The following is a 19,009-nucleotide window of genomic DNA, read 5'->3' as shown; positions in this document are numbered from 1 at the left end:
AATAGAAAATAAACGACTGTTCTGTAGACGACACCGGTCAGACGATTGTCGTCGAACGCGTATTCGACTAAACAGGTGGAGAACGCTACGAATTAGCTTAGGGAGGGAGGACACATGACTGCATTTCGCCATTACCTCCACCGCCGTGGCCCTGTTTCTGCCCTGCGATAATTATTCGCAGGGCGGCCCCGCCTGACGCTGATTGCTTCGTGCCGGACTGCCCTTGATGCATCCGCTGACCCTTTGTGCGGTCAGTGCCTCAACAGGCTTGTTCATCATGACACTCATTACCCTGCGCGACGTCGGTGTCGCGTCCCCGCGCACGCTGTTTCAAAATCTCAACCTTTCGCTCTACGCTGATCAGCGGATCGGCCTTGTCGCCAGTAATGGAAGCGGTAAATCAACCCTTCTGCGCTGTGTCGCAGGTCTTGCGGAGCCAGATACCGGCGCCATCACGCTCGCGCGCGGCCTGCGCATAGGTTATGTGCCGCAGAACCTTCCGGAAAACCTGCGTAGTCTGAGCCTCTACGAGGCCATACGTCGTGCCTTGCCTCCCCAAGCGCGCGATCAGGAAACCTGGAGAGTAGATGTCGCACTCGGCGAACTCGACACACCGCCGGAACTGCATGACCGATGCCTGCAAGAGTTAAGTGGCGGCTGGCAACGGCTGGCGCTTCTTGCGCGCGTCTGGGTGACCGAGCCCGATATCCTGCTGCTGGACGAGCCGACCAATCATCTGGATTCCGACAAGCTGAACGTTCTCGAAAACTGGATTACTGGCATTGCTGCACGCACGCCGATGCTGATCGCAAGCCATGACCGCAGATTTCTCGATACATGCACCACCCACACGCTCTTTCTGCGCCCGGAAATCAGCCGCGACTACGCTTATCCATATTCGCAAGCCCACAAACTTCTGGTCGAGGATGACGCGGCACAGGACCGGCAATATACCAGGGACCTCAAGGAAGTCGGCCGACTGCGCCGCAACGCCGGATCGTTGCGTAATATCGGGGTCAATAGTGGAAGTGACCTGCTCCAGAAGAAGGCGATGCAGTTGAAAGCACGAGCCGAGAAGCTTGAGGAAACCCTGAAGCCAGTAGAGAGCCTGCGCAGGGGCGAGATCAGACTGGCCAGCAGCAGCACGCATGCGAAGGTTCTGGTCGCCTTGCGGGATGTGACAATCACCACGCCAATCGGCGATACGTTGTTCCAGATCGACAAACTCGACATTTATCAAGGCGACCGGGTTGTTCTTCTAGGCCAGAATGGCACCGGAAAAACAAGCTTTGTTCGGCTTTTAAAACGAGCTACCGCGGAAAGCGTGGCGGGCACCCGGGTCAGCCCATCCGCCATTACCGGCTTCATGGATCAGGGCATGTCTCATCTCCCGGAAAGGCAAACGCCGCATCGGCTCATTGCGGCGCTTACGGGGATCGGCGACGCACAGGCAACAAGGTTGCTGGCATCGGCCGGAGTCGACATCCAGGCGCAGACGAGAGCGATAGCGCTTCTTTCACCCGGTCAGCGTGCGCGTCTGGCACTGCTAAAGCTCCGGCTGGAGACGCCAAATTTCTATGTCCTCGACGAACCGACCAACCATGTCGACATCCCCGGACAGCAGCGCCTTGAGGAAGAGCTTCTTGCACAGGGTGCCACAGCCGTAATCATCTCGCACGACCGTCAGTTTGTGCGAAACGTCGGCACTCGTTGGCTGGCGATCAAAAATGGTCACCTGCGCGAGTATGATGGGCCTGAGGGGCTATAGCAAAAACTATCGTCGGAAGTGAGGGTCGATGCCTACGTTTGTTTTCAAGGCTCAGAGGCTAGGGCCTGTTAGGCCTTGATGTAGTCTACTGTAGCAGCGATGAGGATGACGGAGAGGAAGGATGCGGCGGTTTTCTCATATCGGGTCGCGACAGCCCGCCACTCCTTGAGCCTTGCCCACAGGTTTTCAACCAGATGCCGGTGTCTGTACGCCCATCTGGGACAGGCGACTTCCGGGTTATTCTTCCTTGGCGGAATGACAGGACGAGATCCCCGGTCCCAGAGATATTCACGGAATTTGTGCGAGGCATATCCGCGATCACAGACGACATAGGTCGATGGGTGCGGCAGGTCGTCGAGCAGGGCATAAGCGGATGGCAGTTCATGTGCCTGTCCGGGCGACAGGACAGGATAAAAGACAGTGCCTTGCCATGTCCATCCGCGGCTACACAGACTTTGGTGCCAAAGCCTCCACGTGAGCGACCAACTGTAGCCCCTTTTTTGGCGGCCCAGGCGGCCTTGTGAGGGGCACAGATTATCGTGCCATCGAGAAAAACCATGCCGAGGGTCTGGTCCCTGTTTTTGACCTTTTCAAAGAGGCGCTGCCACACACCGCGTTTCGACCGTCGAATGAACAGTTGTGCTGCAATCCACCAGGGACCAAACTCAGATGGCAGCGCACGCCATTTCGCACCATTCTGGTGACGCCAAAAAATCGCGGATATCGTCCGTCGAAGTTTCCTCGGCGGGCTCTTGCCCTTCGGACGGACTTCCTCGATCAGTTGGCTCCCAGACAGACCAGGCGGTGTCGGAGAAGACAGACTGCATCATGCTCATCATAAGTAGCTATGCAGTCCGTTCTATCATTCAAGGCCTAACAGGCCCTAGGTCACATAAGCGGCGCCAATTAACCGCGCCCAAACAAGAACGCCACAGGACAGATATAATGCGACACGGAGATTGAATTTTAAATCCAACATGTCCCCAATGAGGAAATTAGTGTGGCCATCTGAACGACTGACATGAAGGCATATCCCGCCTGTCTGCTTCTATTCCTAAGCAGACAGGCCGCACAGGGGGGTGAACGGCCTGTCCGCTTCATATGCCCAATCCGTTAAAAGCGGACATCGGCTATTTTAGGATTGAAGTAAGGTCACTCGAAGTAGTATCTACCATGTAGACACACACAGGAGAGATCCAATGCTTGGAACCGTCCGGAAATGGGGAAACAGCGCGGCCGTCCGTCTGCCAGCCAATATCCTTGAGGCTGCTCACCTGCAGGTGAATCAAGCCGTTGATGTCCGCGAAGAAGATGGACGTATTATTATTCAACCCGTTCGACCTGCGGCACTGTCTCTCGAAGCCTTAACTGCTGCCATCACAGATGATAACCGTCATGGTGAAGTGAATTTTGGGTCCGAAACGGGTGGAGAAGTCTGGTAAATGTCAGCCTCCTGGGTGCCAGATTGCGGAGACATTGTCTGGCTGGAATTCGACCCGCAGGCAGGACGCGAACAGGCAGGGCATCGTCCCGCTGTGGTGCTCTCCCCTGTCGACTACAATAAAAAGTCTGGTATGATTGTTTGCTGTCCCACAACAACAAAAATCAAAGGGTATCCTTTTGAAGTGCCGTTGGCGGGTGAGCCTGCGAGTGTCGTTCTTTCTGATCAGGTGCGTAGCCTTGACTGGCGTGCTCGTCGTGCAAAGCATAAAGGTCGGGTCTTGGACAGCGAACTTGAAGCGGTACGTGAACGGGCTCGGCTCCTGGTGGGGTAATGGTCGTAGCTTTTCTCTCCGGTCAGACTAGGCCACAAAATCTTTCCAGATGGATGCGCAAGTGCCTTACGAAGCCAACGTGAATAAAACAAAGGACGCGCACCAGTAGTAAACCCTTGTTCTACAGGATATCAGGACAACCGTTTATGGCTGGTGACGAAGAGCACGTAAGCTCTTTGTCAAACCCACATAGACAAGCGCTGCGAGTAGGAGCGCAATTGGCGTCGTCCACCAGCCCAGCATGTCGTGATCGCTTCCTGATAGCGAGAAAATACCAGCTCTAATCGTGCCGTTCTCGCCTTGAAATACACCGACATGATCGCGCCATACGGGCTTCAGGACAGCGATCGCCACGAAGATGGCAAGGCACAGATATCCAAGACTAAATCCGCACGCGATCGTCGCTCGACGTGATCCCGCCAGAACAGCGTGGAATAAACCGTGGATGATTGTGAGTGGAGCGTAGGTGCGCGTTCCGCGATCGATTAGGTCGTCGGCCAACAGTGGCCTTAAGTATTCCTCAGGCTGCCCCAGACGAGCAAGAGCGGACTGAAGCCGTTCCATTTCGGTCCCTTGCGCATTGGCAATCAGACTGTCAGCGACATGCGCTTCAAGATCGGTCAGCAACTCTTTCCTGTCTGCGCCAGAATGAGTCAGCAGACGATTGACCCGGGCGAAATAGTCTTTCCAAAGACGGTTTGCGGCGGGGTCTGTAAAAGTGGGTATCATACAGCGGCTCCATGCAAAAGACGATCAACGGAGATGGTGAGTTTCGACCAAGTTGGGATCATGGCTTGTAAAAGCTCCCTCCCTTGAAGCGTCAGGGTGTAATATTTTCGGGGCGCTCCACCGTCGCCTTCGGCAAGACGAGACGAAATTAACTCTTCCTTCTGCAGGCGCAGCAGGAGTGGATACAAAGTTCCTTCCGGCACATTGATTGCGGCCCGTTCGGCAATACCCGAGATGAGTTCGAAACCGTATTGTTCGCGTTCGTTAAGTGAATGCAGAATGATGAATTCCAACACGCCTTTGCGTAGCTGAACCTCCCACTTGGCAATTACATCTCTCGGCTCATCTGATTTCCTTGTCATGCAAGGTTTATGAAGAAGATATCCATGCAATGCAAGGATATCTTGAAATACGTTTTTATTTGTGCCTTGAATGTTTATCGAGGGTTACACGAATTTCGAGTTAAATGGCCAGATTACAGCCACTCATTGTTCTTCAACAATAACTAGCTCCATTCAAGGAAGGTCCAGAATGGGGGGGGGAGCGGAATGTCGGTTGTAGGTGGGTGAGAGCGGATATTCACATCTCTGACGGGGTTGAAGCGTTTTCTAGCCATCAAGCCGGTGAGCGCGTCGGGCTGGAACCATTGCCCTTCAGGTCGGGCACAAATCAGATGGAATCCTTAGAAAGCGGGATTTAAGATAAAGTCTCTCAAGATCGTTTGAGGGATTTTCCGGGGAATAACCAAACGACTGAGCATGCCATCGACGTCATGCCCTTCAGCAAGGAAATGCTCCCGACGCTGTTCAATACAGGTAGCCATAATTTCTGGTGTAAACTCTGGATGGAACTGGGTCGACCACGCATTTGACCCATACGACAGTATCTGGCGTGGATCATGCTTGGACCCCGCGAGCACGGTTGCGCATGCAGGAGGCATCAGAACCGACTGTTCATGCGTTAGGAACGCATCGAACTGGTGCGGCAGGTCGTTCATCAAATGATCGTGCCGAGCTGAATGGGCTGTCGTAATCTGATGGACTCCCACCTCCCGTCCTGCGGGATGATAGTCCACTTTCCCGCCCAGCGCGTCGGCCATCAGTTGATGGCCGTAGCAGACGCCAAGCAATGGTGCCTGCACCGCTACCGCATGGCGTATCCATTCGCCCGTACGTTCACTCCGATCTTCGCGCTCAGTCACCATCGACCAGGAACCGGTGATGATCGCGTGCGAAAACATGCCGATCGCGGGCAATACCTCCTCCCGGAAAGGGCGGACGGTTACAATCTCACTTCCGTCTTGGGGGAGAGCCGCCCGGAACCAGTCGGACTGTTCTCCCAGTCGGTCGCGTAGGTCTTGCGGTGGCTGACCCGCCTGAATGAGAACGATCCTACGACAATCGCTCATTCAGCGTCCTGATCGAGCGCTGCGGGAGATGATGTCACGGTGGCATCCTCAGAAAAAAGGACCGGCTGCCGTGCCGTATCATCGACATACAGGTTGAAAATATCTGGTCGCGCATAATGACCGGCGACGTCGAGATCGTATTTGCCCCGGATCACGTCATCCATATCAATATCGGCCGTAATGATCGCTTCACGGTCATAAATAGGACCAGCGATGATTTCGCCCAATGGATTGACGATCACGCTTCCCCCACGGATCAGAACGGTTTCAGGATTGTTCCCCTGATGACAATTATACTGCTCCGGCGCATCAGCCCGGGTCATATACTGACAAGCGCTCAGGACAAACGTGCGTCCTTCATACGCGATATGGCGCATGGAGGCCTGCCAGATCTCGCGTTCATCGACGGTAGGAGCACACCATAGATTGATCCCCCGGGCGTACATGCTCTGACGCAGGTCTGGCATATAGTTTTCCCAGCAGATCGCAGCACCAATACGACCGATGTCCGTCTCGAACACAGGAATGGTGGAACCATCCCCCTGTCCCCAGACCAGTCGCTCGATACCGGTCGGCATCAGTTTGCGATGTTTGCCAAGAAGCGCGCCATCAGGGCCGAAGAAAAGCGCGGTACAATAGAGTGTTGCTCCATCACGCTCGATCACGCCCGTCACCAGATGTGCTTTCATTTTCGCCGCGAACGAGCCGATGCGCGCCGTTTCAACTCCAGGCACATCAATGGCAGATTTCCAGTAACGCAGATAATCGTCGCGCCCTTCCGGAAAACGACTTCCAAGCACGGCTCCAAATGTCAGCCCCTTTGGATACCCGCCGATATAGGCTTCTGGGAAAACAGCAAGCTCAACCCCCTGAGCCGCGGCTTCATTGCAATGGGATTCCATGCGATCCAGCGTTTGAGGCGTATTGAAAAGAGTTGTTCCTGCCTGAATGACGGCAACGCGACGCTGGCTCATGATCCGTTCTCCTGCCTGAGGGTAAGCAAATGAATTGACACCAGAATAGAGGCTCCAGCATGATCAGGAAAATTGAATGTTTAGATAGACAAAATCACTATGATTGATATTGCCCGGTTTGATTTCAATCTGATCACTACCTTTCTGGCGCTCTGGGAAGAAAGGAGCGTATCGAAGGCCGCCCGACGGCTGTCGTTGAGCCAGTCTGCCGTCAGCACAGCTCTCGGCCGACTACGTGACGCCACACAAGACCCGCTCTTTGTCCGGACCCGTGACGGAATGCAGCCGACCCAACGCGCAATCGCCATGGCCGAACCGCTTCAATGTGGCGCCGGGTTGATCCATAAGGCCTTTCTGGCTGGGGCTGTCTTTGATCCCGCCACCAGTCATCAGCATTTCTCCATTGGTATGTCAGACGATTTTGAAGTTGCTGGCGGGCCGCTCATTGCGCAACGTCTGGCGACACAGGCGCCTCATATTTCCGTTACGTTCCGGCAGGCCAATCGACACACGGTAGAGACTCTGTTCGAAACGGGCGAAATCGACTTTGCGGTCGTGGCCAATCCCGTCCTGCGCTCAGGTCTACTCCAACAGGATATTGGCACTTCAGGTTATGCTTGCCTGCTTGACCCGGAAGCGTGCGGCATCACACTACCACTCTCGCTGGAAACCTATCTGGCGCTGCCCCATATTCTGGTTTCTTACTCTGGTCGAAAAGGTATTGTTGACCAGGTTTTGAAAAAGATGGGACATGAACGGCGCGTTCAGTCCGCTTTGACGCATTTTTCGGCATTGCCTGCTTTTCTGATCGGGACGCGCGCCGTGGCCACATTGCCGCTTCATGCCGCCAGAAGCCTGGCCACGATATCAGAGCTGACAGTGTGTCCTGCTCCTGTAGATTTAGGACGGTTTTCTGTCGCGTATCTCTGGCAGCGCACGGCCGATAACTCATGGATGCGCCAGATTATCAGTGAAGCATTCTGTGAGGCATTATCCGAAAATGTAGCGGACACTTAGGGGAACGCGACATCCGTTTATTCCGCAGCCTCAGACAGGCCTGCAGAATAATCAATCGTCTCAGCCCGTGCATGCCGTACGATCTGGATGCCGCCATGCAGGCCCAGTCCACCCATGACGCAGGCCACGACACTATCCGGCCAGCCGGTTCCCGTGCCGAACACGCCGAGGGCCGCCAGCAGGACCGCCAGATTGCCGATCGCATCGTTTCTGGAGCAGATCCAGACGGAGCGCATGTTCGCATCGCCTCTCCGAAAACGGTACAGCATCAAGGCCACGATCCCGTTAGCCGCCAAGGCCGCCCCACCGATCACGCCCATCGTTTCCGCGCGTGGCAATGTTCCTGCCCATGCGTGCCAGGCTGTGTTGGCCAGCACCCACACGGCAAACAGCAACATCGTTGCACCCTTCAGAAGGGCCGCTTTATTGCGCCAGACCAGAGTCATACCCGTCACGGCAAGGCTGATCGCGTAATTGGCGCTATCTCCAAAGAAATCCAGGGCGTCGGCCTGAAGCGACGCTGATTCTGCCATGACGCCAGCAACACTCTCGGTCAGAAAAAACCCGCCATTGATGATCAGCGCGATCCACAACGCACGCCGCCAACGTGCTGTCTGCGACGTTGAAGAGGAACCCATCTGCGAACAGCAGGAATTATGACACAGGGGCATACTCATGATCTCGACAAACTTCAGGAAACATCCCATATCCACCCTGTAGCTACTACAGGGTCAAGAGACTCATGACGCAGACTTTTTCCATTGGTGAGCTAGGGCGTAGAACGGACACAAAGGTCGAGACCATTCGCTATTACGAACGGTCAGGCTTGTTGCCCGCGCCCCCGCGAAGTTCCGGGAATTATCGTGTTTACAGCCAGGATCATCTGACGCATCTCAGCTTCATTCGGCGCGCGCGAGAATTGGGGTTCTCGATCGAACAGATCCGCATCTTGCTGGATCTTGCAAAAAACACGAACCAGTCCTGTGCCTGTGTTGACTCCATAACCCGCGATCATCTGGAAGACATCGAACATAAAATTCGAGACCTTCAGTCCCTCCATCACGAACTCAGTCAACTTCTGGCACAATGTCAAAAAGGGAAAATCGATGACTGCCGTATTCTTGAGACACTGGGACCAAAGCTGCCCCTAAATCACTCATCATAAATAAACAGAAAATTAAGTTAGAAAGATCATGACAACTTCACATCGTAAGGAGGTAGATACAACTGCCGCATTACTCATAGTCCTTCTCTGTGCAATATGGGGGCTCCAGCAAAGCGCGATCAAGGTCATTGCCTCGGATATTCTACCCATTCTACAGGTCGGCCTGCGGTCGGCTGTGGCCGCCGCGATTGTAGGAGCACTTCTTCTGTGGCGCGGTGAAAGAACTGCATTTCGTTCCATTCCGTTGCGGCCCATTGTCTCCGTAGGCACACTTTTCGGGCTGGAATTCCTTCTGACCGCTGAGGGTCTGCGCTTCACCAGTGCTGCTCACATGTCCATTTTTCTCTATACAGCACCGATTTTTGCTGCTCTCGGACTACATATTCGCCTGCCAGAAGAACGCCTTTCCCTGTTTCAATGGAGTGGCATCCTGGTGGCATTTCTTGGTGTTGTGATTTCGTTTATTGGTCCCGCACACAAAGAGGCTGCTCATGCACACGATCTGGTCTGGCTGGGAGACCTGATGGGGATCATGGGGGCAATGGCCTGGGGTATGACCACACTTGTTGTCCGGACGACACCCCTTGCCGATGCGCCAGCGACTGTGACGTTATTCTGCCAACTAGCAGGAGCTGGTTTTCTACTCCTGTCCGTAGCAGTTTTAGCGCATCAGACCACTTTTCACACAACGTCTTTTGTACTGCTTAATCTGGGATTTCAGACCATTATCATTTCAGCACTGAGCTATCTTGTCTGGTTTTCCTTGTTAAGACGTTATCTGGCATCGCGCTTGGGTGTTCTCTCTTTCATGACCCCGGTGTTCGGTGTGGCATCGGGCGCATTGCTGCTTCATGAAGCCCTGACGTCCTCTTTCCTTATAGGAGCTCTCATGATTTTGGGAGGCATTATGGTGGTCAGCGGTGAATCCCTTTTTAAAGGAAAAGGACACACAAAGTGAACGTTCTCATTGTTTATGCTCACCCCGAACCGGCCTCTTTCAATGGGGCACTTCTAAGAACCTCCATCGAAACACTAGAGCAAAACGGACATACTGTAGCGGTAAGTGATCTCTACGCAAATGACTTTGAACCAAGAATAACCCGGGCTGATTTTCAGGGTAAAGCCGTCAATTTGGATGTTCTGAATATTCCGCAAGAGCAGAATAATGCTTTTGAAACTAACACGCTTTCATTCGACATTCAGCGGGAACAAGAACGTCTGGCGACCGCTGACCTGGTGATTTTTCAGTTTCCTTTGTGGTGGTTCAGCATGCCGGCTATTCTGAAAGGGTGGATCGACCGTGTTTTCAGTCGTGGCTTTGCTTATGCAGCAGGTCGCAAATATGATACCGGACTGTTTCATGGAAAGCTGGCAATGATATGCACGACAACGGGCACGTCAGCCGATACTTACGCTCCCGATGGGATTGACGGAGATATTCTGACAGTCCTGTGGCCTATTCATAACGGCATTTTTCGATACACAGGCTTTGACGTGTTGCCACCATTTGTCGCTTACATGCCCGGTCGCCTTGATTTTCAGGAAAGAACTTATTTACTTGAAAAATATAAGGAGAAACTTCTAGAAATTGACAGCACACCACATCTGTTTTTTCACCCTAAAAATGATTATGGTCCCAATGAGCGGTTAAAGCCTGGTGTGCTTGCACGATCGGGTGTTCAACGTAACACATGAAAATAATCGATGAATGATGTTTCGCGTGATACACAGTTTGACCCAATATCGCGCTAAGAACCGATTGTTAAAACATGAACTATTTTCTTTGAGTATCCGTTGTGATCAAGTTTCTTTTGGTGTCCAGAGTCGATCTTTGCGGAGCAGTGCGTTTGCGAGGACGACGAGCTTTCGCATGATTGTGGTAATGGCGATCTTGGGGTGTTTCCCCTTTGCGACAAGGCGGTCGTAAACACGTTTGAGGTCGGGGTTGAACCGCATGGAGACGATGGCCGGCATGTAGAGTGCTTGCCGCAGGGTGGCCCGACCACCCTGGATGAAGCTGCGGCCTCGCCATGTGCCGGACTGGCGCGTGATGGGTGCCAGCCCGGCAAGTGAGGCTGCCTGACCTTCTTCCATCGTGCCGAGTTCGGGCATGTCGGCCAGAAGTGCATGAGCCGTGACCGTTCCCAGTCCCGGAATACTGGCCAGCACGTCCCGGCGCCGGAACAGATGCGCATCTTCTGCCACGAGCGCATCTGTCGCCGCGTCGAGGGATGTGATCTGCGCCTCGATCTGCCGCAAGCGATGACGCGCGTGGCGCTGCAGCAGGCCGATCGTGAGGGTCTTGAGACGATTGAGCGTTGACGTGCGGTCGCGCATCAAACTGCGGCGCGCGGCCACCAGTTCGGCCAGGCGGTTTTGTAGATCCGTGCGGACTGGACGGGCAGCAGGCTCCAACAAGGCACCATAGCGCGCCAGCATCGACGCATCGACGCAATCTGTCTTCGATAGTTTGGCGGTGGCTCCGGCGAAACGCCGCGCCTGTCGTGGATTAACCTTGATCAGCGGGATGCCAACGGCCGCCAGGCGTTCCTCCAGTGTGCGGTGATACGGGCCGGTTGGCTCGAACACTACCCGGGCAACGGCTTTGATGTTGCCGATCCAGCACAGGAGCGCAGTCTGGCCCTTGCGGGTGTTGGCAATACGGACGGTATCACCGCCGGGGTGACGGGCAGCGTCGAGATAGTCCTTGGAGACGTCGATCCCGATTGTGATCGATGCGGGTGGCAATTCGGCCTTGGAAGCCGCAACTCTATGCGTCATCTTTTCCATGCCCTATGCTTGTCATCCGAGGCCGAACCTCGGGTATCCGTTCAGGGCACAAGGAAAAGAAGGCGCGGTCATACTCTAAGCCGACCCGTTATGGTCTGCCTGTTACCGACCCGTCCCCTTCCTGATTTTACCGGGGTGGTCACCCCGGCAAAATCAGTCCTTTGTCGCATGCAGCGACCCCAAATGCATAAGACAAGCCTGTTTTGGAAATGTACATGGACTGACGGTCCGACGTGCGTTTCCAGCATTCCTGTAATCAAAAACACACAACAGTCTTAACCATTGTGGGTGGTTCTGGCCCACCACCGCACATTTCTAATCAAGCTCTGATTCGGCTGACTGATGTCGGCTATGTGGAACCCTCTTTCGGAGAATGTATGACTGGCATGAGGCGTAAGCAGTCCGGCCGAAAACTACGGTGAATTGGGAAAACTAGGCTTATCGAGATCATATGATTGAGCGTCGTGATTTTGCCTTCGGCTTTGGTGCAAGCGTAATCCTGTCCAAGTGTGCGGTTGCGCGGGCATCTCAGATCGATCCGATTGAACGCCTTCAGGCCATCGAGCGAGCTTCAGGGGGCAGACTGGGGGTGTTTGTTCTTGATACCGGCAGCGGACAAAGTGTCGGTTGGCGCGCCGACGAGCGTTTTTGCCATTGCTCGACGTTCAAATTGTCTCTGGCAGCGATGGCACTCCGCGAAAGCGATGCCAATCGCCTCGACTTGGCGGAGACCCTGACCTTTAGCAGGGCTGACATCGTAGGTTATTCTCCTGTTGTTGAAAGGAATCTGGCCAAGGGTCGCTTACCAATCATAACTCTTGTCGAGGCAGTACAGGTTACGAGCGACAACGCAGCGGCAAATGTGCTCATGCGTCGACTAGGGGGGCCTAGTGCGATGATACGGTTCCGGCGTGAAATTGGGGATAACAAGAGTCGGCTTGATGGCTACGAGCCAGCTATCAATGTAATCGCACCCGATACAGAAGAAAATAGTACGACGCCGAGAGCAATGGCTGAAACGGTGCGACGGATCGTACTTGGTGATGTGCTCAGCTCGCTCAGCAGCGATCGTCTGCGGGGCAGGATGGCGGTAACGCAGAGTGGACTGCAACGTATAAGAGCAGGCATTCCGGCCAGTTGGCGTGGCTATGATAAGACAGGGACGGGCATGCGCCCAAACATCGGCAACAAGACGAACGACTTGGCTGTTCTAGTACCACCCGGTGATCGCAGCTCCCTGGTCGTTATTGGCTACTTCGAAAATCCCTTATTCTCCGAGGATGTCCGCCCGGGGGACGAGGCTGTCCTCAAGGCGTTTGGTGAAGTTGCCGTAGCTTGGAGACCCTGAGTCCGTTTGCGGAAATCTCTTCCCGAAACTGTCGATCAAAGATGGAGGAGTGGGAAACTTTCGTCATGAGCCAAGCGGTTAAATGACTGGGAAGACGCGCCATAGGCCGTCCGATCGCCTCAATGGCATGACCCCAGAGGCTTTTGCTCAACACGCCAAAACGTCATATAGCAACGCACAAGACCCTAATTCAAAACTGAGGGCACGTTCGGGGTAAGGTCATGCTCTGCGAGCTTGTTGGAAGGCAAACGAAAAGAAAAAACGCGAGGTGTCATACTTCCAGCGCTATCTGCCATAGGGGGCCTACGGCAGATAAAAGAGTGAAATTGCCCGTGGGGAAGTGTTGCATTAATCTCGCCGGCATTAGCTTCCAGAAGAGATTATAATGCTTTCAAGAAATGCGTCGTTCGTTAAAGGCCACACAATGAGTCTGGACGACTACAAATTTGACGGTCCGGGAAATATAGGCACCCCTGATAAGCCTTCCATTTGGCTATGTGGCATTGAATTCGGTGAGTCCGAAAATACAAACCCCGCTCTGGCCGCAGAAGAAGGGTTCTCGGTCGAAAAACAATGGGGATGGGGATACAATCAGAAGGCCCATAAGCTTCTCTGCTGCATCGAAGGGCACCCGATCAGCGAGGCTTTCGAATTCGCAAAAGCGCGGAGCATCTTTGCATCGCCGGATTGCGACTACATGCTGACAAATCTATTTCCGGAAAACTGTCTCACGGTCGATACATGGTCCATTGAGGCTCAGGAGCGCACAGGCTTCGCAAGCAAGATCGATTACATCGCCTACGTGAGGAATGTATGCTTCAAGACGATGAGAGCACAGGTCAAAGCACATAAACCAAAACTGTTTATCGGCGTCGGCGTGGCGCACGAACGGGATTTCGTAGACATCGTGTCAGAGCCAGAGATCAAGTGCGAACTCGCTGAGTTCAAGGTTGGGAATCACACCAAGCGCATCAGACTTTATCCCGGTGAAACGCCGCTCGCAGTGATTCCGCATCTGAGCAGCGCGGGTGGTCTCAACAGCAATGAATCCATCGAAAAGGCCGCAAAAATCATTCGTGAGCGACTGCTATAACGGGGCGGCCCTGACGGGTTCGTTCGCCCTACTGCGCTATCTCCTTCGTCACCAAGCTCTTCGCCTAGCCCCGACGTCCAGCCGCCCTCAGGCGGAAGTCTGACCCTCGGGTCTGTCCCTTTCGGGTACGATTCACCCGCATCCTTTTCCATAAGTGGCGGGTCCTGGTCTGGGGGATCGTTTTGTGAGACGGCCCTCAATCTCTCCGGTCAGTCCTTTGGACCGTCCGGGGAGGCACGTTCTACGACAGCGTCCTCGCATCCAGCGTTCAGTCTGAGACAGTCGCCGTGCCAGTCCGTAAAGCCACTGCGCGACCCTCGGCGGCAGGATGGGCTCAGGAAAACGACGTAGCCCCCCACTTGCGCCGCCGTCAGTGTGCTCGCCGCACGGGCCGGATAGGTCTGGGTGTTTAGTCCCGGGATTTGATGGGTTGGGTTGATGATGAATCGTTCTGGCTCTGAAGTCCATATCTTGAAGATGTATTCATAGGGTGTAAGACCTTTGAGTGTCTTGAGCCGTCGCCCGAAATTATACGCGGCGATGAAGTCATTGAGTTGCGTCCTCAACTGCTCATGGCTGTCGTAATGGCAGCATTTGACGGTCGCTTCCTTGATTGTCCGGTTCATCCGCTTAACCTGGAGGGTTCGAAAAACACTCTGGCTTTAAGCTCGTGTATATCCTTCCAATCAACGCAGAAGAATGGAATCACAAAGCAATTCTCAAAACTGGAGAGTTTTTCGGGGTTGTTTCTGTGTGAGTCCATGTCTCCTACTTTGATTGGAGTGAATGGGTAATGAAACGGGCTAGCTTCAAGGATACAGATCAGCGGTGCTCATGCCTTCTGGCTAAACCAGCTTTTGTAGTAGGATGTGAGTTCTTCTGCTGCATTACGGCGTCCGACAATGATCCCGATATAACCATCGGGCCTCACGAGAAAAATACTCTCTCTCTGTCCTATCAAATTGTTATACAGAAGGGCTGTATCCGCGTCAGAGGGCGGCTTAATTCTGACGATCCGTATCAGGTCACCCCACTCTTCCATCAACGTATCAAAATAGTTATCATTTACAGTTTCGTCATTGTCTTGAGATACCAGAAGCGTGAAGCGCGACGGATCAAGAATGTCGATCAGGCGCACCTCTTTCCAATGACCATTGTCTTGATGACGCGCCAAAAGATCCGGCATCCGATCTCCGGTGCGGAGGTCTCCAGAGTGCGTCTTGCTCGCGGATAACGGAGTATCACGATAGCTGATGGATAGCTCGTTCATCTGCAGGGCAGCTGTATCTTGCACCTGTTTGAAGCCAGCGATGAACGGACCGATATGATCACCCAAGTGCCGAAGAATCATGTTGTTAGATTCAACAACATTGCTAAGTTCTTCGGTCTTCGCAAGAACGTTGCGTATTACTGGAAGCCAATCAATTTCGTAAGTATCGAGCAAGCTCGGCTGCGCCTTTCCTCTTACGACAAAAGCCAGTTTCTAGCACAGATTGATCATGTCTTGTATGCCGGTATTCATACTTTGTGCACCAGCAGGGCTATGAATATGGGCGGCATCCCCGCCTAGCAAGAGGCGCCCAATTTTCAACCGCGATACCATCCGACTATTGATTTTGAACCATGAGCTCCAGCCGAGATCGTGGAAACATGCTGGAATGCGTGAGCGTTCATCATAAATTTTTTGTAGTTCGTTAAGTGATGGAGCCACTCCTGTTTCGGAAGGAGTGAGGGGATTATTCGCGATCACCCGAAATTTGTTACCTCCCATCGGGAAAAGCGCGACAAGCCCTTGCGCGGAAGAAAATGCATGGAAATCTCTATTGCCCAGATTGCCATCGACGGTCACATCGCCCAGCAAATATTGATCCTTGAAGCTTTTTCCCTCGAAAGGAAGATTGAGCGTAGCGCGTACGGTACTATGCGCCGCCCTCGGCGCTGATTATCCATGGAGCTTTCACCTCTTTGAGGTGGTCGTCTGAGTGGCGTAATATCATCCGAACAGGAGAGGGATCTCTAGAGAATGCATCCTGCGACAGGGCGATTAATTCTACACCACGCCCGATCACAACGCCGTTTTGCTCAACAGCCTCCCGGAGTACGGCCTCAGTGTCTGCCTGAGACACAAAAAGCTGGTACGCATAACGACTTTGTAGTTGACTGAGATCTAAACTGAACAGTTATTTGCCGTTGCCATAGATGCGGGCCCCTAGACACGGGTTGCCTAGCTCTATCAATCTTTGTGCAAGACCGCGCTGCTGCAGCAATTCCAGCGTTCGTGCCTGCACGCCAATCGCTCTTGAGGTGGTCGCAACATGCAAAGCCTGATCTATAAGGCGTACCGGAATACCAAATCTCGATAGCTCCAAAGCTGCTGTCAAGCCAGTTGGACCGGCGCCTATGATCAAGATTGGATCTGTCATAATAGGCATATTTCACTTTCTTTGAATAAAAAGGTCCTGAGCCTAACGCAAGTTGCAGGGCCTTTTCGGAGTTCAGATCTGCAACGCAGCTTCTGGGAGCAGCGGCGGTAAACGTACGCGCGGTCGCCGCGCCGAGGCTCTACGCCCCCGTCACCGGCGCCACGTGATACAAAATTTTCTCTTCCGATCACTGTCCCGTTGGAGCGAATTTATAAAACAGGGCCGGGTCATGTGCGCAGATAATGTCGAGGTCGGGTTCAGCGCGAGCATAAAGTGCTGCCAGCCGTGCATGATTACTCCGGACCTGCCCGAAGTCGAAGGCCAGCAACTTTTCCTGAATACGTGCCAACAACGGCACCTTTGAAAGCCCGTCCAGTGTTCCAAGGTAATAGAAGGCGTCGCCCGCATGTAGAAGCCAACGCTCCCCCGTGTCGATGGCATAGCCGCAATGGCCGCGTGTATGCCCGGGTAGCGGCACCATCAGCAGACCAGGCGCGATGTCTCCAGTAGCGCTTTAACACCGCTAAAACTACGCCAGACGTCATTGCCTAGTACATGCTCGACGATGGCCGGACCATAGGCCCATTGCAGAGGATGGTAGCGCTGACGCTCGGTAAAGGATGGGTGGTGAATCGCACCTTGGGCCTCGGCTGCACTCAGATGGACCTGTGCCCGAGGAAAATCCGACAGGCCCCCGATATGATCAATATCGAAATGCGTTAGCAGGATGTGTCGCACATCAGTCGGGTAGAAACCCAACCGTTCGACCTGCCGGATGGCGGTCTCCTCCGGATCAAGCACCGGCCGTATAACATGACGAACCAGCCAGACCGTTTTGGCATCGGGCACCCGGTCCGACAGTCCCAGACCGAGGAAACGCATGAAGGACAGTCGGTCGTTGATCAGATATTCCGTTCGCTCGTCGGAGAGATTGTTCAGCGTCTGGATCACCAGGATCTTGATCATCAGCACCGGATCGAACGGGGGACGGCCGCCTTTGCTGCGGTCTGAATAGGCCAGAGCCTTCTCCAGATCGGGGCGGAACGCCTCAAAATCCACAGTCGGGGAAAAAGCTTCGAGTTGGTCGCCGAGGCCGCTTAACCGGGCAAGCCGCTCGTCACACCAAAGAACCCCGGCTGCTTCATGAGCCATCCCCCCAATCATCACACAAGGTAGGGAAACACAGCCTACAGTTCAGAGCCAAAGGGTTTTTCGAACCCTTCCCCTGACTGATCAGATCATGCTCTAATTTTCATTTTTGAAATGCGTTGGGAAGACCAGTGATGTGCCGTGCAGTGTGTGCTGCCCGATAACGCGTCGAGCCAGAACTTCCGGATCATGTGACGACAGAGTGCGAGCATCGCGCCAGTACTGGTCGAAATCGGCAGCCCATGCCGTCCCCCGGCCTCCTGCGAGCTCAAAAATACGCGGGGTAATCTCAAGAGCTGTTCGGGATGCGAAAGTCCGCAATGAGAGCGTCTCGATGGCGATTTTGCTACGTTCATCGTCCGTTAGTTCACGACGACGCTCCCACGCAGCCTGAACTGTCTGGATCGTGGTTTCGAAATAGGCGCGAGCCGCCTGGGCTTCTACCCAGTACTGACCAAATTCCGCCTGTATGAACGGGTCGTCTGCTGATACTACTGCACCGGCAAACGTGCCCTGACGTCGGCCGCTCAGAGTGTAATCGCGCACGCGCTCCAGAGCTCCCAACGTTCGCCCGATGAAAACGGCCGAGTAAAAGATGGCTCCAAAACTCGCCCAAAGCGGCAGAGGGCCAGTCTGACCCGGCCCATGGGACCAGTGAAGAACTTCTTCAGGTTGAATTCTGACATTGTCGAATTCAATCGTTCCGGAATCAGCCCCTCGCAAACCAATAGGATTCCAGTCATCGTGGAACGTTAGCCCCTCACGATTGGTGGGAATGACCGAATAGATATACCGGTCACGATCAGGGTGAATCGCAAGAACGGTCGTGATTTCTGCCAGTGGAGCGCCTGTATTCCACTTCTTTATGCCGCTGATTGTGAAGCCACCTTCAGGATGGTGCTGCGCCACGAAATCTTTGTTTACATATTGCGTGACGTTCCCCCAAAGCCAGCGTAATTGTGTTGAGCGTTTTACAAAATCAGCATTTTTATCCGTATAGTCGGCCAGCAATGGCACGAGTGAATTATAGAAGTGAAACCCGAGAAGTGCGGCTGTGGAGCCGTCAACCTTGGCGATTTCCAGCACGCTATTGGCGGCATCCTGCAACGTCCCGCCACCACCGCCGAGCGCCTTTGGATAGAGCAGGCTCACCAGTCCGCTCTCCCGCAGACGGCGGATCTGGTTAACAGGTCGCTTTCCTTCATGATCACGGTCGATGGCGTCAACCTGAAACTCCGCAGCGAGTTCACGGGCGCGTGCCACCCAATCCTCAGGATATACTTCGGCTATTTGGGGCCGTGTAGCCGCAACAAGAGCATTACGGGCAGCCGTAACCGGAGACAGAGTATTGATGGCGTTCATGGTGTCCA

19 protein-coding genes and 5 pseudogenes are annotated in these 19,009 nt (G+C 53.9%); 9 read left to right on the top strand and 15 right to left on the bottom strand.

Going from position 1 to position 19,009, the window contains the following annotated elements; translation table 11 throughout:
* The first annotated feature begins 226 nt into the window (after positions 1-226).
* Positions 227-1,768 carry an ATP-binding cassette domain-containing protein gene (locus GCE01_RS14365; protein ID WP_099213395.1) on the top strand — a complete coding sequence of 514 codons (1,542 nt, stop codon included), beginning with the start codon at positions 227-229 and terminating at the stop codon, positions 1,766-1,768.
* A 68-nt stretch (positions 1,769-1,836) separates the two neighbouring features.
* Here the strand turns inward: GCE01_RS14365 and GCE01_RS14360 are convergent.
* A pseudogene (locus GCE01_RS14360) lies at positions 1,837-2,595 on the bottom strand (IS5 family transposase).
* Between the two features lie 372 nt (positions 2,596-2,967).
* Between GCE01_RS14360 and GCE01_RS14355 the strand changes: the two are divergent.
* Both GCE01_RS14355 and mazF read left to right on the top strand, forming a co-directional pair.
* Positions 2,968-3,210, top strand: coding sequence for an AbrB/MazE/SpoVT family DNA-binding domain-containing protein (locus GCE01_RS14355; protein ID WP_099213394.1), 243 nt, complete (start codon positions 2,968-2,970; stop codon positions 3,208-3,210).
* Positions 3,211-3,543 (top strand): endoribonuclease MazF, encoded by a 333-nt coding sequence (gene mazF, locus GCE01_RS14350; RefSeq protein WP_099213393.1) that lies wholly within the window; start codon positions 3,211-3,213, stop codon positions 3,541-3,543. It abuts the gene before it with no gap.
* A 144-nt stretch (positions 3,544-3,687) separates the two neighbouring features.
* On the opposite strand, the gene GCE01_RS14345 is transcribed toward mazF, so the two are convergent.
* The 4 genes from GCE01_RS14345 to GCE01_RS14330 form a co-directional block, all read right to left on the bottom strand.
* A complete protein-coding gene (locus GCE01_RS14345; RefSeq protein ID WP_099213392.1) occupies positions 3,688-4,272 on the bottom strand; it encodes an HAAS signaling domain-containing protein in 585 nt (194 codons plus the stop codon).
* Positions 4,269-4,634, bottom strand: coding sequence for a PadR family transcriptional regulator (locus tag GCE01_RS14340; RefSeq protein WP_099213391.1), 366 nt, complete (start codon positions 4,632-4,634; stop codon positions 4,269-4,271). Before GCE01_RS14340 ends, GCE01_RS14345 begins: the two co-directional genes overlap by 4 nt.
* 320 nt (positions 4,635-4,954) lie before the next feature.
* Positions 4,955-5,680, bottom strand: a complete 726-nt coding sequence (locus GCE01_RS14335) for a glutamine amidotransferase (protein ID WP_099213390.1) — start codon at positions 5,678-5,680, stop codon at positions 4,955-4,957.
* The gene (locus tag GCE01_RS14330; protein ID WP_099213389.1) at positions 5,677-6,654 is read right to left on the bottom strand and encodes a nitrilase-related carbon-nitrogen hydrolase; all 978 of its coding nucleotides are present in this window, start codon (positions 6,652-6,654) and stop codon (positions 5,677-5,679) included. The genes GCE01_RS14335 and GCE01_RS14330 overlap by 4 nt, the downstream gene beginning before the upstream one ends.
* 99 nt (positions 6,655-6,753) lie before the next feature.
* Between GCE01_RS14330 and GCE01_RS14325 the strand changes: the two genes are divergently transcribed.
* The gene (locus tag GCE01_RS14325) at positions 6,754-7,671 is read left to right on the top strand and encodes a LysR family transcriptional regulator (RefSeq protein ID WP_099213388.1); all 918 of its coding nucleotides are present in this window, start codon (positions 6,754-6,756) and stop codon (positions 7,669-7,671) included.
* 17 nt (positions 7,672-7,688) lie between these two features.
* Here GCE01_RS14325 and GCE01_RS14320 read toward each other — a convergent pair whose 3' ends face one another.
* Complete coding sequence (locus GCE01_RS14320) at positions 7,689-8,309, bottom strand: cation transporter (protein WP_244591242.1); 621 nt, start codon at positions 8,307-8,309, stop codon at positions 7,689-7,691.
* Between the two features lie 104 nt (positions 8,310-8,413).
* Here GCE01_RS14320 and GCE01_RS14315 point away from each other — a divergent pair, with 104 nt between their 5' ends.
* From GCE01_RS14315 to GCE01_RS14305, 3 genes are read left to right on the top strand one after another with little or no spacing between them, the layout of a single operon-like run.
* On the top strand, positions 8,414-8,836 hold the full coding sequence (locus tag GCE01_RS14315) for a MerR family transcriptional regulator (protein WP_099213387.1): 423 nt from the start codon (positions 8,414-8,416) through the stop codon (positions 8,834-8,836).
* 28 nt (positions 8,837-8,864) lie between these two features.
* Complete coding sequence (locus GCE01_RS14310) at positions 8,865-9,794, top strand: DMT family transporter (protein ID WP_099213386.1); 930 nt, start codon at positions 8,865-8,867, stop codon at positions 9,792-9,794.
* Entirely contained in the window at positions 9,791-10,531 is a 741-nt protein-coding gene (locus GCE01_RS14305; RefSeq protein WP_099213385.1) for an NAD(P)H-dependent oxidoreductase, read from the top strand. Before GCE01_RS14310 ends, GCE01_RS14305 begins: the two co-directional genes overlap by 4 nt.
* Positions 10,532-10,636: 105 nt before the next feature.
* Here GCE01_RS14305 and GCE01_RS14300 read toward each other — a convergent pair whose 3' ends face one another.
* A complete protein-coding gene (locus GCE01_RS14300) occupies positions 10,637-11,617 on the bottom strand; it encodes an IS110 family RNA-guided transposase (RefSeq protein ID WP_167386175.1) in 981 nt (326 codons plus the stop codon).
* A gap of 460 nt (positions 11,618-12,077) precedes the next feature.
* Between GCE01_RS14300 and bla the strand changes: the two genes are divergently transcribed.
* The gene (gene bla / locus GCE01_RS14295) at positions 12,078-12,974 is read left to right on the top strand and encodes a class A beta-lactamase (protein ID WP_099213383.1); all 897 of its coding nucleotides are present in this window, start codon (positions 12,078-12,080) and stop codon (positions 12,972-12,974) included.
* 385 nt (positions 12,975-13,359) lie between these two features.
* Entirely contained in the window at positions 13,360-14,067 is a 708-nt protein-coding gene (locus tag GCE01_RS14290) for a hypothetical protein (protein WP_099213382.1), read from the top strand.
* 404 nt (positions 14,068-14,471) lie between these two features.
* Here GCE01_RS14290 and GCE01_RS14285 read toward each other — a convergent pair.
* The 8 genes and pseudogenes from GCE01_RS14285 to GCE01_RS14260 all read right to left on the bottom strand — a co-directional run.
* Positions 14,472-14,705, bottom strand: a pseudogene (locus GCE01_RS14285) (IS3 family transposase); the annotation flags it as partial.
* 194 nt (positions 14,706-14,899) lie between these two features.
* Positions 14,900-15,511, bottom strand: a complete 612-nt coding sequence (locus tag GCE01_RS14280; RefSeq protein ID WP_099213381.1) for an aromatic-ring hydroxylase C-terminal domain-containing protein — start codon at positions 15,509-15,511, stop codon at positions 14,900-14,902.
* A 39-nt stretch (positions 15,512-15,550) separates the two neighbouring features.
* Positions 15,551-15,982 (bottom strand): annotated as a pseudogene (locus GCE01_RS17365) (FAD-dependent monooxygenase); the annotation flags it as partial.
* Positions 15,983-15,986: 4 nt separating this feature from the next.
* Positions 15,987-16,490 (bottom strand): annotated as a pseudogene (locus GCE01_RS17425) (FAD-dependent oxidoreductase).
* A gap of 187 nt (positions 16,491-16,677) precedes the next feature.
* Positions 16,678-16,971: an MBL fold metallo-hydrolase gene (locus GCE01_RS17025; RefSeq protein WP_211516781.1), complete on the bottom strand. Its 294-nt coding sequence runs from the start codon at positions 16,969-16,971 to the stop codon at positions 16,678-16,680.
* Positions 16,971-17,315, bottom strand: a complete 345-nt coding sequence (locus tag GCE01_RS17175) for an MBL fold metallo-hydrolase (RefSeq protein ID WP_348537191.1) — start codon at positions 17,313-17,315, stop codon at positions 16,971-16,973. The genes GCE01_RS17025 and GCE01_RS17175 overlap by 1 nt, the downstream gene beginning before the upstream one ends.
* A pseudogene (locus tag GCE01_RS17020) lies at positions 17,298-17,635 on the bottom strand (transposase); the annotation flags it as partial. The gene GCE01_RS17175 and the pseudogene GCE01_RS17020, both read right to left, overlap by 18 nt.
* A gap of 100 nt (positions 17,636-17,735) precedes the next feature.
* Positions 17,736-19,001: an acyl-CoA dehydrogenase family protein gene (locus tag GCE01_RS14260; RefSeq protein WP_099213378.1), complete on the bottom strand. Its 1,266-nt coding sequence runs from the start codon at positions 18,999-19,001 to the stop codon at positions 17,736-17,738.
* Between the last annotated feature and the right edge of the window lie 8 nt (positions 19,002-19,009).

It is taken from the genome of Gluconobacter cerinus, assembly GCF_002723935.1.
In the GTDB taxonomy this organism is placed as follows: Bacteria; Pseudomonadota; Alphaproteobacteria; order Acetobacterales; family Acetobacteraceae; genus Gluconobacter; species Gluconobacter cerinus.
The sequence above is the reverse complement of the archived record's forward strand: the minus strand, read 5'-3'. Positions and strand labels throughout refer to the sequence as shown.

Coding starts and splice junctions, on each gene's coding strand:
- GCE01_RS14365 (WP_099213395.1), top strand. CDS start 227: ATGCATCCGCTGACCCTTTGTGCGGTCAGTGCCTCAACAGGCTTGTTC.
- GCE01_RS14355 (WP_099213394.1), top strand. CDS start 2,968: ATGCTTGGAACCGTCCGGAAATGGGGAAACAGCGCGGCCGTCCGTCTG.
- mazF (WP_099213393.1), top strand. CDS start 3,211: ATGTCAGCCTCCTGGGTGCCAGATTGCGGAGACATTGTCTGGCTGGAA.
- GCE01_RS14345 (WP_099213392.1), bottom strand. CDS start 4,272: ATGATACCCACTTTTACAGACCCCGCCGCAAACCGTCTTTGGAAAGAC.
- GCE01_RS14340 (WP_099213391.1), bottom strand. CDS start 4,634: ATGACAAGGAAATCAGATGAGCCGAGAGATGTAATTGCCAAGTGGGAG.
- GCE01_RS14335 (WP_099213390.1), bottom strand. CDS start 5,680: ATGAGCGATTGTCGTAGGATCGTTCTCATTCAGGCGGGTCAGCCACCG.
- GCE01_RS14330 (WP_099213389.1), bottom strand. CDS start 6,654: ATGAGCCAGCGTCGCGTTGCCGTCATTCAGGCAGGAACAACTCTTTTC.
- GCE01_RS14325 (WP_099213388.1), top strand. CDS start 6,754: ATGATTGATATTGCCCGGTTTGATTTCAATCTGATCACTACCTTTCTG.
- GCE01_RS14320 (WP_244591242.1), bottom strand. CDS start 8,309: ATGGGTTCCTCTTCAACGTCGCAGACAGCACGTTGGCGGCGTGCGTTG.
- GCE01_RS14315 (WP_099213387.1), top strand. CDS start 8,414: ATGACGCAGACTTTTTCCATTGGTGAGCTAGGGCGTAGAACGGACACA.
- GCE01_RS14310 (WP_099213386.1), top strand. CDS start 8,865: ATGACAACTTCACATCGTAAGGAGGTAGATACAACTGCCGCATTACTC.
- GCE01_RS14300 (WP_167386175.1), bottom strand. CDS start 11,617: ATGACGCATAGAGTTGCGGCTTCCAAGGCCGAATTGCCACCCGCATCG.
- bla (WP_099213383.1), top strand. CDS start 12,078: ATGATTGAGCGTCGTGATTTTGCCTTCGGCTTTGGTGCAAGCGTAATC.
- GCE01_RS14290 (WP_099213382.1), top strand. CDS start 13,360: ATGCTTTCAAGAAATGCGTCGTTCGTTAAAGGCCACACAATGAGTCTG.
- GCE01_RS17025 (WP_211516781.1), bottom strand. CDS start 16,971: ATGGTGCCGCTACCCGGGCATACACGCGGCCATTGCGGCTATGCCATC.
- GCE01_RS14260 (WP_099213378.1), bottom strand. CDS start 19,001: ATGAACGCCATCAATACTCTGTCTCCGGTTACGGCTGCCCGTAATGCT.